Raw genomic sequence first — 15710 nt, 5'->3', positions numbered from 1 at the left:
TGATACGCGGGATGACTGTCTCCGATCCTGCCAATACTTCCGTCACGCCGGCTGTGACCGCGGAAGGCGAGGCATTTCCCTCGGCGCCCCGCCGTCTGCAGTATGTCGACACGCCTGCACCAGCGGCCGGCCAAAGCGTGACCATCGCACCCGGCGTACGCTGGGGGCGCATCCCATTGCCGCTGGATTTGAATCACATCAACGTGTGGTTGGTGGAGACGGACGACGGTTGCGTCGTGGTCGACACGGGGATGGCAGCAGCAATCGGCAAGGATGCGTGGGAGTTGATCGAGCGTGAGTATTTCTCGCAGCGACCGCTGCGCGCTGTATTCATTACTCACATCCATCCGGATCATATCGGCCTGGCCAAGTGGCTGCAGGAACGATTGGGCGTGCCCGTGCTCATGTCGCGGCGGACGTCCGAGCTGGCGCGCGCGATGTGGGGCGGCGAGGGCCAGGCGCAGTTCAGTGCGGCCGAGCAATTTTTTCAGTCGCATGGCGTGACGGATTCGGTGCTGATCCGGGCGATGTTTCGTCCCGATCGGTTCGCCCGCATGACCAGCGGCATGCCGAATGTCGAGCGGTTCATCGCGGACGAAGAAGTGATTCGCTGGGGCGCGGGTGAGTGGACCGCGTTACAGACCGATGGCCATGCCGAAGGTCACTTGTGTCTGTCCAATCCCGCGGCGCGCGTGCTGATCAGTGGCGATCAGGTGCTGCCGACGATTTCCTCGAACATCAGCTTCATGTTCCACACCGCCGATCCCAATCCACTGGGCTCATATCTGTCGTCGCTACAGCGGCTGCGGGCGCTGTCAGAAGACACGCTGGTCTTGCCAGCGCATGGCGTGCCTTTTCGCGGACTGCGGCAGCGGGTTGACGATCTCACTGGCCATCATCTGGAGCAGCTCGACAAACTTGCGGCGCTGTGTGTCGAGCCCAAGGTGGCGATGGACGTGCTGCCTTTCATGTTTCGGCGTGAGCTGAAGGACATGCATTTGTTTCTGGCGATCGGCGAGGCGCTGGCGCATCTGGAATATCTGGTGCACGCGGGGCGCGTCCGCCGCGAGTTGCGCGACGGACGCGTTTACTACATTACTCTTTGATGGGAGTCGCGCCGACGATCTTGCCGACGGTGGCGCGATCGCTGATGCGCAGCTCGACTTCGCGGTCGAATTTCAGCGTGCCATTGACCACTGCATCCGGGCCGATCGTGATCCTGGGCTTGCGCTTGTTCGAGAAGATGCCGACGCTGTTGGGCTTGGCGACGTGAATGCCGCCGTCGACGCGCGAGCCCGAGCCGATCTCGATGTCGCCAGTCGTGGTCCTGATGCCAGCGCCGATCGTGGCCCCTTGCACCTCGATGTTGCCATTCACGTTCTCGAGATGGCCGCCGATTCGAGCGCCCTTGGCGAGCGTGATGCCGCCGTTTACGTTCGTGACATTGCCGCGGACTTCGACCTGCTCGTCCAGGCGCAGCCGGCCGTTGACCACTTGAATCGAGTCGGCCTTGGTGTTGCGTCCCAGGGTGACGCCGCCGTTGACAGTCTCGATGTCGCCGACCGTGGCATCGCGACCGATATCGATCGAGCCGCTGACGGTCTCGATGTCGCCGGCCTGCACCGAATCCTCCAGTCGGATCGAGCCATTGACGGTTTCGACCGAGCCCACCTGCCGGCCGCTCTCGACGCGAATCGAGCCGTTGATCTTCGAAATATTCTGGCCGTCGGCCCACAGCAGTGGGCTCGCCAGCAGCAGGGTCATGGTTGCCAGGGCCACCCATTTGTTTTGCATACTTCCTCCGTTGCGCGTTCGTGAGGGTTGGATGCGACGGTGGCGCGGAAGGTTGCAATAGGCGTTGCAACCGCCTAGCAGTCTCGGGCGAACGGCTGGTATCTTCTCGGACAAGTTACCGAGGTCCGCATGCTCAGCACCGCTCCGCATATAGCCAACCTGGCGCAGGTCATTCAATTGGCCGTGGCGCCCGTGTTTCTTCTGGCGGGTGTCGGCACCACGTTGAACGCGCTCGCGACCCGCGTCGGTCGCATCATCGATCGGGCGCGCACCATGGAAGATCGGCTGGTGCATGCGAGCCCGGAGCAGGCGGAGGAATACCACAAGCTGCTGCGAGTGCTGTCCAAGCGGGCGACGTTGATCAATCGTGCCATTGGCCTGTCGGTGACCTGCGGCTTTCTGGTGTCGCTGGTGGTCGCGGCGCTGTTCATCAGCTCGTCGCTGAGCATCAATCTGGATGCACCGATTGCGATCACCTTCGTCATCGCGCTGGCGTGCCTCGCGCTGGGCCTGATCTATTTTCTGCGTGAAGTCATTCTCGCCACCAATTCGCTGAGTTTCGGTGGCGCGCGGCCCACGCACCTGGAAGTGGACAAGAGCGGCGGGGTGGCCAAGACGCCCGTCGCCAAAGAATGACAGCCAGGGACAAAATTTGGCGCAAAGGTGTCAGTGCTCGTCGCTTCACGTAATTCCGTGATCGACTGCACAACTTTACGCAGCGCGGCCCCGGCATCATCGCTCCCCGCATGATCCAGCCGCCGCCAGAACTCGTGGTCCAGCCCGATGCGTTCCGCGTTTCCAATGAATCCATGTTGCTCGCTTGCGAGCTGCGTGGCGCGTTGGCTGTTTGCGTCTATGACGACACGCAGCCGGCTGGCGGCCTTCTGCATCTGCGCTACGTGGCGGTCGCCAACGATCAGCCTCTCGATCTCACCGATAACACGCTCAGCTCCGACCTGTTGCTGATGGATCGTTTTTGCAAGGAGCTGCGCTCGGCCGGTGCGCGCAAGCAGAGCTGGCGCGTGAGCATCTTCGGGCACACGCCGGAGGTGCCGGGGATGCAAGGTCCGGCTGCGACGGTGATCGACCTCGCCAAGGCCTACTTCGCGGATGCGCGCCTGCCGGTGGAGTGCAAGGAGTTCAATCGCTCGCTCGCCCTGCTGGTGCGTCTGGATCCGCACGGTGGTCAAATTTGGGTCAACAGTAGTCCCGGGACCGCGTAATCGCAGGCTCATGTAGACTGGTCCACGCTTCTTCTTACAACAACTAGCGCGGATCGGAATGGTTACTGAAGCTCATGCCTCGCCAGCGGCGCCGACCCGCTGGTACAGCTCGCTCTACGTCCAGGTTCTGATCGCCATCGCGATCGGTGTGACTCTCGGTCACTACTTTCCGGAGGCCGCCACCAAGTTCAAGCCGCTTGGCGACGGCTTCATCAAGCTCATCAAGATGATGATTGCGCCCATCATCTTCTGCACCGTGGTGACCGGCATCGCCGGCATGGAGAACATGAAGGCGGTCGGCAGGACCGGTGCACTGGCGCTGCTGTACTTCGAGGTGGTCAGCACCATCGCGCTGGTGGTCGGGCTGGTGATCGTCAATGTGGTGCAGCCGGGTGCCGGCATGAACGTCGACGTTTCGCACCTGGATGCGAAGTCGGTGGAAACGTACGCCAAGGCTGCCGAGCAGCAGAGCGTCACCGACTTCCTGCTGAACGTGATTCCCACCACCATCGTCGATGCGTTTGCCAAGGGCGACATCCTGCAGGTGTTGTTGTTCTCGGTGCTGTTCGGCTTTGCCTTGCATACCGTCGGCGAGCGTGCGCGCTCCGTGTTCGAGTTCATCGATCGGTTCGCTGCGGTGATGTTCCGCATCGTCAACATGATCATGCGGCTGGCTCCGATCGGTGCATTCGGCGCGATGGCATTCACCATCGGTCAATACGGGTTGGAGTCGCTGGCGTCGCTGGGCAAGCTGATGGCCTGCTTCTACGCGACCTGTCTGCTCTTCATCTTTTTCGTGCTCGGCGCGATCTCGAAGCTGCACGGCTTCAGCGTGGCGCGTTTCATACGCTACATCCGCGAGGAGCTGTTCATCGTGCTGGGCACCTCCTCGAGCGAGTCGGTGCTGCCACGGATGATGGGCAAGATGCAGCAGGCGGGCGTCGAAAAACAGGTGGTCGGCCTGGTCATCCCGACCGGCTATTCATTCAACCTCGACGGCACGTCCATCTACCTGACCATGGCGGCGGTGTTCATCGCTCAGGCGACCAACGTGCCGCTGTCGCTGATGGACCAGCTGACGCTGCTCGGCGTGCTGCTGCTGACCTCCAAGGGCGCCGCCGGCGTGACCGGCAGCGGCTTCATCGTGCTGGCCGCAACCCTGTCGGCGCTGGGCACGCTGCCGGTGACCGCGCTGGCGCTGATCCTGGGTATCGACCGGTTCATGTCCGAGGCCCGGGCGCTGACCAACCTGATCGGCAACGGTGTGGCCACCATCGTGGTCGCCAAGTGGTGTGGGGCGCTGGATGAGGGCCGGCTGCGGGAGGAGTTGGGCTAGTATGGGGCGATGAGCGCAGCTGCCACGCCCCAGCCCGTCCCCCGCCTGAATTTCGTCCCGGTTACGCGCCCTGAGCAGGTTGCGACCGTGGCCGCGCTGGCGCACCAGATCTGGTACGAATATTACGTACCCTTGATCGGCCGGCCGCAGGTCGATTACATGGTCGCCAAGTTCCAAAATGTCCCGGCCATGCAAACCCAGATCGACCAGGGCTACGAATACTTCCTGGTGCAACGCCAGGACGATACTGGCCAGTGGCTCGACATCGGGTATTGCGCCGTGGAGGAGCAGCCCGGAAGAGGGATGTTTCTCAGTAAGTTTTACCTGCACCATGCCGCCCGTGGCTCGGGAACCGGGCGCCGCTGCATGGAGTTCATTGAGGAGCTCGCCCGGCGGCGCGGGCTCGCTTTGTTGTGGCTGACCGTCAACAAGGGCAATCCGGCAGTGCAGGCCTATCAAAAGTTAGGCTTTCGCATTGCCGCGGATCTGGTCATGGACATTGGCGGTGGCTTCGTCATGGACGATTACCGAATGGAAAAGGCACTCGATGTGCTGTAACGCTAGCGGCGGCTGCCATTCCAGCTGAAGCGGGCCACAACCGAGGGTCGGAGCGGGGCGACAGGTGTCGTTCAGCCAATAACCCCGATACATTGAGCCGCTGGCCGGCGGTGCGAACGAAATGGCCGACGGATCGCCTAACCACAGGCGACGCTCACTTTGCGACGTTCGAACGAAATTGGGGCAATACTGCAAACGGTGATGAGTCTGTCCATCGACAAGGACCTTGGAGAGCAGGGCGAGAACGCCCGTGCGGTGCTCGCCAGCTGGCTGGATGATTACATCTCCGGCCGGTGCGACCGTGCGGACATGCAAGCCCAGTTCTTGTCGGTGTGTCGCAGCAATCCCGACGCGCCCTGGGATGCGCTGGCGCTGCTGGATCAATACCAGCGTCGCGGCCGGATCGATGTGGCCCTGGCCCGTTCGCTGAAGACCGACATTGCGCAGCTGGTGTTCGGCGTCGCCAATCAGACCGAGAGCAAGGCGGACGGCGGTCAGGACAATCACGACACCACCGACGTCACCATCGATACCACCGGCTCGCGCTGGCGCAAATTGATGGCTGAGCGCGATCCCGACTCGATCAATTCCGAGCCGGCGTTCGTCGACCCCTCGCTGCTGCGACGGGGCGATGAAGAGGCGACGGCCTTTCGCCGCGAGCTCGAAGAACCGCTGACCCGGCCGCCGCCGCCATTGAGGATGACGGACGATGAGACGGTGCTGGCGAGAGAGCGCAAGCAAGAGCCAGCCCCTGGCGTGCACGTGCACGGCCCAGCCAGCGAGCGCGAGCGCCCGATGCGACCGTCGCCGGTGCCGCCGCCCGGACTGACCAGCGATGTGCTGCGCGATCGATATGAGCTGACCTCGATTCTCGGCCGCGGCAGCACGGGTACCGTTTACAAGGCGGTCGATCGGCATCGCACGCATCTCGATCCGTCGTCGCGCTGCGTGGCGGTCAAAGTGCTCAAGCTCAACTATCAGGACCGTCCCGATGAGCTGGCGCAGCTGGAGCGCGAGTTTCACGAGGCGCAGTCGCTGTCGCATCCCAATGTCGTCAGCGTGTTCGACCTGGACCGCGACGGTAGTGTTTATTTCATCGTCATGGAGCTGCTCGAAGGCGAGCTGCTTGCGGACATTCTGAAGCGGCTGGATGGTCAACCCATGGCGCGAGACTATGCGCTGGGCATCATCAGCAGTGTCGGTGCGGCGCTGGCTCACGCTCATCGCCGCAATGTGGTGCATGCGGACCTCAAGCCTCGCAACATCATGATTACGACGACGGGCGAAGTGCGCGTGCTCGACTTCGGCTTCGCGCGCGAACGGCCGCTCGAATTGCACACGGCTTCCGGGCTGCATGATGGCCCGAGCGCCGCGCCGGCCTATGCGAGCGTCGAACGGGTGAATGGCAGCGATCCGCACCCGAGCGACGATGTGTACAGCCTCGCTTGCGTTGCGTATGAGCTGCTCTCCGGGCGACATCCTTTTGGCGGCCGATCTGCACCGCTGGCACGGGCGCATGGTCGTGCGCCACAACGCATCCCGGGGCTACCGGGCAAGCAGCAGCAGGCGTTGCAACGTGCGCTGCTGTGGACTCGCGGCGAACGGCGCATCGATGTGGTCGAGTTGCTCGCGGGATTGGGCTGCGGCGAAGCACCGACCCGGTTGGGGCCTCCCTCCGAATTGGCCGTTCCCGATTCGTCATTGGTGCGTTGGCGTCGAGCGGCGTTTGCAGTCACGCTCGCTCTGCTCATGGCAGGCGGTGCTTACGCAGTTTGGCAGTACGGGTTGCTGCCGAAGAATCTGGCCAACGTGTTGCCCGTAATGCCGCCCATCGCCGATCGCGACCGGCAGAGTGAAGCGGTTGGCGGTAGTGGTCTCGTTGAAAAAGACAAAGATGCGAGCGATACCGTCGGATCGCAGCCCAGTGCGACGGTCACGCCGCCCAGCGTCGAGCCGTTGTCACCGGTGCAACGGCAGACAGCGGCGGCTGTTCCGGTGCCACTTCCCGAGCTACCGCGACCCTCGGCAACACCGGATCGGTCAACGAGCGGAGAGCAGGCTCCTGAGCGAGGTGCGAGACAGCAAACATCGCGTACTCAATCGGAACAACCTTCGCCCAGTGCGGCGGGGTCCAGCGCGCCGGTGGCTGGCTCGTCGGCATCAGCCGGCGCGGCGCGTCCGGTGGTCGTTCAATTCGACAAGGACACCTATGTCACATCGGAAGGTGACGGCTCGGTGCGCTTGACCGTCCGCCGCACCGGCTCGACGCGACATGACGTGACCTTCACCTGGAATCTGCGCAGTAACTCCGCGGAAATGGGCTCCGATTTTGCGGCCGTCGGCCCAGGTGTCGAGCGCATTCCGGCCGGCGCGCGCGAAGCGAGCATCATCATTCCGCTGGTGCAGGACTCGATCAAAGAAGCGACCGAATTGTTCCTGGTCGAGCTGCAGGTCGACCAGGAGGGCGTGTCGCTGGGCGAGCGCAGCAGCGCGGCCGTCATCATCATCGACGACGACTGATCGAGGATACGATCATGGACGTGCGATTCTCCGGACAGGCGCTGTATTGTCAGATCAGTCGCGCTGAGCTGGCGACGCTCGGCTCCGGTCGCTCGGTCGATCTGATCGTTTCTTTGCCGCGTCATCGTTCGTTTCGAGTCAGCGTGCGGCCGTCGGCCATGAGCGCGGACCACGGCGGCTGGCAACTGGAGAGCGACCCCACCGGCCTGTGGCTGACCATTCCCCACGCGGAGCTGCAGCAGCTCGGTCAGACAGAAACTTTTGCTGAAAGATTGATGCGCGACTTTCCGGTGTCGTCGAGTCAGAAGATACAAGTGATATTGGAGGCTGAGCCGGAAGCACAGCCCGAGGAACGCAGCGTGATCGAGATCACGCCGCACGAACCGTCCGAATAATCAGCGCTTGACCGTCTCTCTCTGCACGGCTCGATAGCCGATATCGCGGCGATACTGCACGCCGTTCCAGCTGATCTTGTCGCACAAGGCATAGGCGGCCTGCTGCGCGTCGCTCACGGTGTTGCCGAGCCCGACCGCGCACAATACGCGACCGCCATTCGTCACAACTTTGCCGTCGCTCAGCGACGTGCCCGCATGAAACACTTTGCCCGGCAGCGCCGCGGCTTCTGCGAGGCCATGAATCTCATCGCCCTTGCGCACGGAGTCCGGATAACCTCCGGCTGCCAGCACCACGCCAAGCGCCGCACGCGGATCCCACTCGGCTTGCACTTGATCGAGCCGGCCATCGAGCGCAGCTTCACAAAGCGCAGTGAGATCGGACGTCAGTCGCGACATGATCGGCTGTGTCTCCGGATCGCCGAAGCGACAGTTGAACTCGAGCACGTTCGGTGTGTCATCCGGCGCAATCATGATGCCGGCGTAAAGAAAGCCGATGTACGGCGTGCCATCGCTGATCAAACCATCAGCCGTCGGCTGCATCACTTCACGCATGATGCGAGCGTGCAGCTCATCGGTCACCACCGGAGCAGGGGAGTACGCGCCCATGCCGCCAGTGTTCGGGCCTTGGTCGCCATCGTCGCGACGCTTGTGATCCTGCGACGTGGCCAGCGGCAGAATGTGCTTGCCGCTGACAATGGCGATGAAGCTGGCTTCCTCGCCTTCGAGAAATTCTTCGATGACGACAGTGTTGCCTGCCGCGCCGAACTGTCCGTCGAACATGGCTTGCGCGCTGGCGACCGCTTCTTCCTGCGTAGCGCAGATGATTACGCCTTTGCCGGCAGCCAGGCCGTCAGCTTTGACCACGAGCGGCGCACGCTGCGCCCGCACCCAGGCGGCGTCGAAATTGGCCTTGGTGAAAGTGGCATACGCTGCCGTCGGAATCCGGTGACGACGCAGGAATTCCTTGGTGAACGCCTTCGAGCCTTCCAGGCGTGCGGCGAGCTGGCGAGGACCGAAGCAGCGCAGCCCAGCCGCTTCGAACGCGTCAGTGACGCCGATGACGAGCGGCGCTTCGGGGCCGACGATGGTGAGATCGATCTGTTCGCGTTTGGCGAACTCGATCAGCTTGGGAACATCGTCGGCGGCGATATCGACATTCTTCACGCCCGGTTCGAGCGCGGTGCCGGCGTTGCCCGGTGCGACGAATACAGCGCTGATGCGCGGAGTGTTCGCGACCTTCCACGCGAATGCGTGTTCGCGACCACCGGAACCAAGGATTAATACGCGCATAACTTACTCAGTCGCGGCACAAGGGAGATCGCACGCGTCGCGAAGATGCGCCGGCATCGTTCGCGACTGCGGCGGACGACATCGATGTCGTCAGTGTCTGAAATGTCGCATGCCGGTCAGCACCATGGCCATGCCATGTTCGTTGGCTGCGGCAATGACTTCATTGTCACGCATCGAGCCGCCCGGCTGGATCACGGCTTTGATGCCGAGTTCGGCGGCGACATCGAGGCCATCGCGGAACGGGAAGAACGCGTCCGACGCCATCACCGCGCCTTTGACTTCCAGGCCTTCGTCCTTCGCCTTCATCGCCGCGATGCGGCTCGACACGACCCGGCTCATCTGGCCCGCGCCGACGCCGAGAGTCATGCGGTCCTTCACATAAACAATGGCGTTGGACTTGACGTACTTGCACACCTGCCAGGCGAACAGCAGATCGGCAAACTGCTCATCCGTCGGCACCAGCTTGGTGACGACGCGCAAATCGCTCCGGCTGACGCGACCTTCGTCGCGCGTCTGGACGAGCAAGCCGCCGTTCACGCTGCGATATTCGTGACGGATGCCGGTCGGCGCAAGGCCGCTGGTCGTAAGCACGCGGACATTTTCTTTGCGTGCGCAAATTTCCAACGCTTCCGCATCGACTTCGGGAGCGATGATCAGCTCGACGAATTGACGTTCAACGATGGCGCGCGCGGTGTTCGCGTTGAGCGGGCGATTGAACGCGATGATGCCGCCGAATGCCGACGTGGGGTCGGTGCGAAACGCACGATCGTAAGCAGCGAGTGTGTCGCCGGCGACAGCGACGCCGCACGGATTTGCGTGTTTCACGATTACACACGCCGGCTCATCGAACTGACGCACGCACTCGAATGCAGTGTCGCCATCAGCGATGTTGTTGTACGAGAGTTGCTTGCCCTGCAGTTGCTTGGCGGTGCCGATGCTGGCGCCGGGCGCATCGGCGACAGCGTAGAACGCCGCCGATTGATGCGGATTCTCGCCGTAGCGAAGATCCATACGCTTGCCGAACTGCAGTGACAGGGATTCGGGATATTCGGTCTTCGCACCCTGCTCGGGCTGGGTGACACGAGTCAAATAACTGGCGACGGCAGCGTCGTAGCTCGCGGTGTGCGCATACGCCTTGGCGGCGAGACGCTTGCGTGTTTGTTCGGAGACCACGCCATTGGCGGCGTTCAGTTCATCGAGGACCGCGGCGTAATCGAGCGGATCGACGATCACTGTCACACGATCGTGATTCTTGGCAGCGGCGCGCACCATCGCCGGGCCGCCGATATCGATGTTCTCGATCGCATCTTCATAAGTGCAATCGGGCTTCGCGATGGTCGCCGCGAACGGATACAAATTCACCACGACCAGATCGATGGGCTCGATGCCATGCGTGCGCATGACTTCGTCGTCGATGTCACGGCGACCGAGCAGGCCGCCATGAATTTTTGGATGCAGCGTCTTGACCCGCCCATCCATGATTTCGGGAAAGCCGGTGTGCGACGAAACTTGCGTCACCGCTACACCATGCTTCTCGAGCAGGCTGGCCGTGCCGCCGGTCGAGAGAATCGCTACGCCGCGACGTTGTAAAGCCTGCGCGAATTCAACCAGGCCATCTTTATTCGAAACACTCAGCAGCGCGCGACGCACACCAGCAGAAGACGGAACAGAGGACATGGGCTGTCGATCTCTCTCAATTTGCCAGACCGTAGGTCTTCAACTTCTTACGCAAAGTGCCGCGATTGATGCCGAGAATATCGGCGGCGCGGCTCTGATTGCCTTCCGCATAGTCGAGCACGGCTTTGAACAGCGGCTCTTCCACTTCACGCAGCACCAGATCGTACAGCTGACCGGGCTTGTGGCCGTTCAAGGTCGCGAAATAGGAATCGAGCGCCTCCGCCGTCATCGTTCTCAACGGCATCGCCCGCGTCGCGGGTCGTGCCAGCGGCTCTCGGCGAGCTCTGGTTTTTTTTCTGGGGGCCATGGCCTCTCCGCCAAAATTCTCTGCAATCAAAAATTCGTCCACGTCGCGTGCCTCGCTGGCGCGCGACCAACTCAGGCCGCGCTTGACAGACTCTCTTCCGGCGCTTCTTCGAGCGCATTGAAATACGCCTGGACGCGATCGATTTGTGTCGTCGCGTCAGTCGCCTGCATCACGGCTTGTCGTAAAGCCGGCGCAGACGCGCGACTCTTCGCATACCAATCGATGTGCTTACGCGCGACCCGGACTCCCGCCTCCTCCCCGTAGAAAGCATGCAGATCGCGCAAGTGAGCGAGCATGATATCACGGACTTCCGCGATGGAAGGCGCGACGAAAAATTCTCCGTTCAGCACGGCGAGAATTTCACTAAAGATCCACGGGCGACCTTGTGCGCTGCGCCCGATCATCAAGCCATCTACGCCCGTCTGTTCAAGTACGTGCTTCGCTTTCGCTGCTGAGTCGATGTCACCATTGGCGAAAATCGGAATAGACACATTCTGCTTAATGGCGCGGATGGTTTCGTACTCAGCGTCGCCCCGATACATACAGGTTCGCGTACGGCCATGAATCGCCAGCGCCTGCACGCCGCTGGCTTCAGCCATGCGCGCGATCGTGAGGCCATTGCGATGCTCGGGATCCCAGCCGGTGCGCATTTTCAATGTCACGGGCACGTTCACTGCCTTGACAACCGCTTCGAGAATCGCCTGCACGAGCGGCTCGTCGCGCATCAGCGCCGAGCCTGCCGCCTTATTGCAAACTTTCTTGGCCGGGCAGCCCATATTGATATCGATGATTTGCGCGCCGGCGTCGACGTTACGTTGCGCGGCCTCGGCCATCATCTGCGGATCGCCGCCGGCGATCTGCACGACGCGCGGCTCGGGCTCGCCACTGTGATCCATGCGCCGGCGCGACTTCTCGGTGTGCCATAAACGCACATCGCAAGTCAGCATTTCTCCAGCGGCAATGCCCGCTCCCATGCGTCGACACAACAATCGGAACGGCAGATCGGTCACACCCGCCATGGGCGCGAGCGCGAGGTTGTTGACCAGTTCGTAACGGCCGATGCGCATTACAGCTTGCCCGGCACGTCAGTGGCGCAGACCGGGCCTTTGGCGCCACGCAGGCAGACGTCGAAACGGAAGCCCTCAGCGTCCGGGCCAGGATCGACGATGGCGATACTGGCGTTGCTCTGTTGAGCGGGCGCGAGCATGCGATTCGGCGCAGTGGTGGGATCCAGATATTCCGAGGGGTCGAACTCGCGCGCGCGCACCTGATCGCCCCAGCGGTCCTCGAGCACCAGCTTCAGCAACGGGTAGGGCTGAGGAAAGTCGGCGAGATTTTTCACGCTGGCGCGCACCTTCAGGGTGCCTGGCGCGGACGGGTCGGCAATCACGCCCCATTGACGCACCTCATAAGCATGCAAGTTCCAATCAGGCCGCAACGTCAGGCCGAGCGCGCCATACATGCTCTGCAAGGGCGCACCGATTTGCGGATGACGTGCCAGAGTGGCGCGGTAGTGATGTACAACTTGCACGAGCAACAGCAGAACCAGCGGCACGGCGACGAGGGTCCAGAGCGGCGACGGGGTCTCGGCGCGTTGCTGCTGCGTGGGAAAATCGAAGTCGACCGGTGCTGACGATTCGTCAACTGTGATTGCGCGCGGATTGCGCCGGGTTCGCGTGCCCGCGGGCGGACGTACACGAGTGTTCGTGAAGTTTGCCTGCGGCTGAGGCTGAGGCTCGCGTCGTGCCCATTGACCAGATTTTGCAGCGGCACGCTCGGCCTCGATCTCGGCCGCGGCGGCTTCGAGGGCGGCATCCTCATCGGCGACGCTGGAATATTCTTCCCGCATATCGAGGACTTCGGGCTCGGGGACCTTGCCGGAATCGACGTCGCCGTCGATGGTGGCATCGTCCTGTTCGAGCTCCACCCATTCCTCGATCACTTCCTCGCGAATCTGCGGCTGGCCCTGGCCGCTCTCGTCGATGGCCTCGTACACGCCGCTGATTTCGATGTGGCGGCCTTCGAGCGTGATGTCCTCGTGCTCGACCGGCTCCTCGACTTCAATCTGCCCGGGCGGCGGCGGTGGCTGCGGGATGGCGCGCGGCGGGCGCATGAACTGACCGCTTTCGATCGCGCCGTCGTCGGTTTCTTCGATCAGGCGCTCGAGCGCGTCGAACTGCGTCTGACAGCGGCCACAGCGCACTTGACCGTGCGCGACACGGAGAATCTCGCTCGTGACGCGAAATGTCGTCTGGCAGCTGGGACACTGAGTCAGCATGCTCGGATCATCACGGAATCTGCGGCGGTGGGGTCGGGCGGCGCACGCCGTCGAGGCGCACCCAGTCGTCTCGGACGACGACAGGGGCGATATCAAACCACGGCGCATACGTGCTTGCCACCGCTTCCGCCTGATTCCGCAGAATTCCTGACATTACCAGCCGGCCGCCGGCGCGGACCCGGCCTGCGAAAACGGCTGCAAGGCTTGCCAAAGGCCCGGCCAGGATATTGGCGAGCAAAATGTCGGCGGGCGCCTCGTGCGATTCAGCCTTGCTGTCGACCAGGCGGGCGCTAATGAGAGGCGCGACACCGTTGCGTTCAGCATTGTCGTGAGTCGCCAGCAGCGCTTGCGGATCGATGTCGATCGCAAGGACCTCGGCCGCACCGAGCTTGGCCGCAGCGATCGCGAGAATTCCCGAGCCGCAGCCGAAATCGATGACTCGCGCGCCGGCGACTTCGGCCGTGTCCAGCCATTCCAGACACAGCGCCGTGGTGGGGTGCGTGCCGGTGCCGAACGCGAGGCCGGGATCCAGTTCGATCAGTACGGGCGATGGGCTGGAGCGCAGTTGTTCCGGATCGGGTTGCTGGCCGCCCGGGCAGATCCACAGCCGCTGGCCGAAACGCATGGGCTTGAAATCTTTCAGCCATTCGCGCTCCCACGCGCGATCCGCAAGTGTTTCGAAAGCGATGCGGCTCAAGGGCTCCCGCAGCGCGCCGCTCAGCTCGCTATCCAGAATTCGCAAGATCTCGTCGCGATCCGCGTCGCCTTCGAACAAGGCCTTCACGCGCACGCGTGGCCACAGCGGCGTCGTTCCGGGCAGCGGTTCGAGAACGGGATCATCACCCTCGTCTTCGAGGGTGATGGAGGAGGCGCCGGCCGCCAGCAGCGCATCCTCGTACGGCGCAGGGTCGGCTGCGCCGATCGGAAGGATGAGCTGCAGAAAAGGCATGGCCGATTATTTGATTCCGAGACGACGTTCCAGGTAATGAATATCCAAACCGCCGGCCTTGAAGGCCGCGTGGTTGAAGATTTCCTGGTGCAGCGGGATGTTGGTCTTGATGCCTTCGATGACCATTTCCGACAGCGCGTTCTTCATGCGGGCGATCGCGGTGTCGCGATCCTCGCCGTACGCGATGACCTTGCCGATCATCGAATCGTAGTACGGCGGCACGGTGTAACCACTGTACAAATGGCTGTCGACGCGGATGCCCGGGCCGCCCGGCGCGTGGAACAACTTCACCGGACCCGGCGAGGGAATGAAGCCCTTCGGATCTTCGGCGTTGATGCGGCACTCGATGGCGTGGCCGCGGAACTGGATGTCGTTCTGCGTCCAGGGCAGGCGCTCGCCCGAGGCGACGCGCAGCTGCGCTTTCACGATGTCGATGCCGGTGATCATTTCGGTCACCGGATGCTCCACCTGCACGCGCGTGTTCATTTCGATGAAATAGAACTCGCCATCCTGATACAGGAACTCCAACGTGCCGGCGCCGCGATAACCGACTTCGCGACAGGCAGCGACGCAGCGATCGCCGATGGCCTTGCGCTGTTTCGGCGTGATGCCGGGCGCGGGGGCCTCTTCGATCACTTTCTGATGGCGACGTTGCAGCGAGCAGTCGCGCTCGCCCAGATGCACCACGTTGCCGTAGTTGTCGGCGAGCACCTGGATCTCGATGTGACGCGGCTTCTCGAGGAACTTCTCCATGTAGACCTCGGCGTTGCCGAACGCGGCCAACGCTTCGGCCTGGGTCACGTTGATCGCGTTGATCAACGTTGCATCGCTGTGCACGACGCGCATGCCGCGGCCACCGCCGCCGCCGGAAGCCTTGATGATGACGGGATAACCGAGCTCGCGGGCGATCCGGAAGTTTTCATCGGCATCGCTGCCGAGCGGGCCGCCCGAGCCGGGCACGCAAGGCACGCCGGCCGCTTTCATCACGCGGATGGCCGACACTTTGTCGCCCATCATGCGAATCACTTCGGGCTTGGGGCCGACGAAAATGAAACCGCTCTTTTCCACGCGCTCGGCGAAGTCCGCGTTCTCGGACAGGAAGCCGTAGCCGGGATGGATCGCGACCGAGTCGGTCACTTCCGCGGCGCTGATGATCGCCGGCATGTTCAGATAGCTCTCTTTGGATGCCGGTGGGCCGATGCACACCGACTCATCCGCGAGCAGCACGTGCTTTTGATTGAAGTCGGCTGTGGAATGCACAGCGACGGTCTTGATGCCGAGCTCACGGCAGGCGCGCAAAATCCTTAGCGCGATCTCGCCGCGATTGGCAATGACTACTTTTTCCAGCATGTTTGATGTTTGCTACGGCTGTGCGGGCGCGCA

Annotated in this window: 15 protein-coding genes; 7 read left to right on the top strand and 8 right to left on the bottom strand. The window is 62.7% G+C overall.

Going from position 1 to position 15710, the window contains the following annotated elements; translation table 11 throughout:
• Window positions 1-11: 11 nt before the first annotated feature.
• Window positions 12-1106, top strand: a complete 1095-nt coding sequence (locus D0550_RS06470) for an MBL fold metallo-hydrolase (RefSeq protein ID WP_161965667.1) — start codon at window positions 12-14, stop codon at window positions 1104-1106.
• Here D0550_RS06470 and D0550_RS06465 read toward each other — a convergent pair.
• Entirely contained in the window at window positions 1096-1794 is a 699-nt protein-coding gene (locus tag D0550_RS06465; protein WP_206606130.1) for a DUF4097 family beta strand repeat-containing protein, read from the bottom strand. The genes D0550_RS06470 and D0550_RS06465 overlap by 11 nt on opposite strands.
• A gap of 129 nt (window positions 1795-1923) precedes the next feature.
• On the opposite strand from D0550_RS06465, the gene D0550_RS06460 reads away from it, so the two are divergent.
• From D0550_RS06460 to D0550_RS06435, 6 genes are all read left to right on the top strand, one after another.
• Window positions 1924-2430: a DUF2721 domain-containing protein gene (locus D0550_RS06460; protein ID WP_116808290.1), complete on the top strand. Its 507-nt coding sequence runs from the start codon at window positions 1924-1926 to the stop codon at window positions 2428-2430.
• Window positions 2431-2540: 110 nt separating this feature from the next.
• On the top strand, window positions 2541-3017 hold the full coding sequence (locus D0550_RS06455; protein ID WP_116808289.1) for a hypothetical protein: 477 nt from the start codon (window positions 2541-2543) through the stop codon (window positions 3015-3017).
• Between the two features lie 58 nt (window positions 3018-3075).
• The gene (locus D0550_RS06450) at window positions 3076-4353 is read left to right on the top strand and encodes a dicarboxylate/amino acid:cation symporter (RefSeq protein WP_116808288.1); all 1278 of its coding nucleotides are present in this window, start codon (window positions 3076-3078) and stop codon (window positions 4351-4353) included.
• 9 nt (window positions 4354-4362) lie between these two features.
• A complete protein-coding gene (locus D0550_RS06445; RefSeq protein ID WP_116808287.1) occupies window positions 4363-4911 on the top strand; it encodes a GNAT family N-acetyltransferase in 549 nt (182 codons plus the stop codon).
• Between the two features lie 201 nt (window positions 4912-5112).
• A complete protein-coding gene (locus tag D0550_RS06440) occupies window positions 5113-7431 on the top strand; it encodes a protein kinase domain-containing protein (protein ID WP_116808286.1) in 2319 nt (772 codons plus the stop codon).
• 14 nt (window positions 7432-7445) lie between these two features.
• On the top strand, window positions 7446-7826 hold the full coding sequence (locus D0550_RS06435) for a hypothetical protein (protein WP_116808285.1): 381 nt from the start codon (window positions 7446-7448) through the stop codon (window positions 7824-7826).
• Here the strand turns inward: D0550_RS06435 and purD are convergent, their stop codons facing one another.
• From purD to accC, 7 genes are all read right to left on the bottom strand, one after another.
• On the bottom strand, window positions 7827-9116 hold the full coding sequence (purD, locus tag D0550_RS06430; RefSeq protein WP_116808284.1) for a phosphoribosylamine--glycine ligase: 1290 nt from the start codon (window positions 9114-9116) through the stop codon (window positions 7827-7829).
• A 90-nt stretch (window positions 9117-9206) separates the two neighbouring features.
• The gene (gene purH, locus D0550_RS06425; protein WP_116808283.1) at window positions 9207-10793 is read right to left on the bottom strand and encodes a bifunctional phosphoribosylaminoimidazolecarboxamide formyltransferase/IMP cyclohydrolase; all 1587 of its coding nucleotides are present in this window, start codon (window positions 10791-10793) and stop codon (window positions 9207-9209) included.
• Window positions 10794-10809: 16 nt separating this feature from the next.
• Complete coding sequence (gene fis / locus D0550_RS06420) at window positions 10810-11037, bottom strand: DNA-binding transcriptional regulator Fis (RefSeq protein ID WP_116808282.1); 228 nt, start codon at window positions 11035-11037, stop codon at window positions 10810-10812.
• 134 nt (window positions 11038-11171) lie between these two features.
• A complete protein-coding gene (dusB, locus tag D0550_RS06415) occupies window positions 11172-12167 on the bottom strand; it encodes a tRNA dihydrouridine synthase DusB (protein WP_116808281.1) in 996 nt (331 codons plus the stop codon).
• A complete protein-coding gene (locus D0550_RS06410) occupies window positions 12167-13378 on the bottom strand; it encodes a DUF3426 domain-containing protein (protein ID WP_161965678.1) in 1212 nt (403 codons plus the stop codon). The genes dusB and D0550_RS06410 overlap by 1 nt, the downstream gene beginning before the upstream one ends.
• Before the next feature lie 10 nt (window positions 13379-13388).
• Window positions 13389-14327, bottom strand: coding sequence for a 50S ribosomal protein L11 methyltransferase (gene prmA / locus D0550_RS06405; protein ID WP_116808279.1), 939 nt, complete (start codon window positions 14325-14327; stop codon window positions 13389-13391).
• Window positions 14328-14333: 6 nt separating this feature from the next.
• Entirely contained in the window at window positions 14334-15677 is a 1344-nt protein-coding gene (accC, locus tag D0550_RS06400) for an acetyl-CoA carboxylase biotin carboxylase subunit (protein WP_116808278.1), read from the bottom strand.
• Window positions 15678-15710 lie beyond the last annotated feature (33 nt).

The sequence above is a fragment of the Steroidobacter cummioxidans genome (assembly GCF_003104955.1).
This window is presented reverse-complemented; position numbering and strand designations above follow the sequence as displayed.

Bases quoted from the DNA above. Each gene is read 5' to 3' on its own strand.
- purH (WP_116808283.1), bottom strand. From the start codon at position 10,793: ATGTCCTCTGTTCCGTCTTCTGCTGGTGTGCGTCGCGCGCTGCTGAGT.
- dusB (WP_116808281.1), bottom strand. From the start codon at position 12,167: ATGCGCATCGGCCGTTACGAACTGGTCAACAACCTCGCGCTCGCGCCC.
- D0550_RS06455 (WP_116808289.1), top strand. From the start codon at position 2,541: ATGATCCAGCCGCCGCCAGAACTCGTGGTCCAGCCCGATGCGTTCCGC.
- prmA (WP_116808279.1), bottom strand. From the start codon at position 14,327: ATGCCTTTTCTGCAGCTCATCCTTCCGATCGGCGCAGCCGACCCTGCG.
- fis (WP_116808282.1), bottom strand. From the start codon at position 11,037: ATGCCGTTGAGAACGATGACGGCGGAGGCGCTCGATTCCTATTTCGCG.
- D0550_RS06440 (WP_116808286.1), top strand. From the start codon at position 5,113: ATGAGTCTGTCCATCGACAAGGACCTTGGAGAGCAGGGCGAGAACGCC.
- D0550_RS06450 (WP_116808288.1), top strand. From the start codon at position 3,076: ATGGTTACTGAAGCTCATGCCTCGCCAGCGGCGCCGACCCGCTGGTAC.
- purD (WP_116808284.1), bottom strand. From the start codon at position 9,116: ATGCGCGTATTAATCCTTGGTTCCGGTGGTCGCGAACACGCATTCGCG.
- D0550_RS06470 (WP_161965667.1), top strand. From the start codon at position 12: ATGACTGTCTCCGATCCTGCCAATACTTCCGTCACGCCGGCTGTGACC.
- D0550_RS06460 (WP_116808290.1), top strand. From the start codon at position 1,924: ATGCTCAGCACCGCTCCGCATATAGCCAACCTGGCGCAGGTCATTCAA.
- D0550_RS06410 (WP_161965678.1), bottom strand. From the start codon at position 13,378: ATGCTGACTCAGTGTCCCAGCTGCCAGACGACATTTCGCGTCACGAGC.
- accC (WP_116808278.1), bottom strand. From the start codon at position 15,677: ATGCTGGAAAAAGTAGTCATTGCCAATCGCGGCGAGATCGCGCTAAGG.
- D0550_RS06435 (WP_116808285.1), top strand. From the start codon at position 7,446: ATGGACGTGCGATTCTCCGGACAGGCGCTGTATTGTCAGATCAGTCGC.
- D0550_RS06445 (WP_116808287.1), top strand. From the start codon at position 4,363: ATGAGCGCAGCTGCCACGCCCCAGCCCGTCCCCCGCCTGAATTTCGTC.
- D0550_RS06465 (WP_206606130.1), bottom strand. From the start codon at position 1,794: ATGCAAAACAAATGGGTGGCCCTGGCAACCATGACCCTGCTGCTGGCG.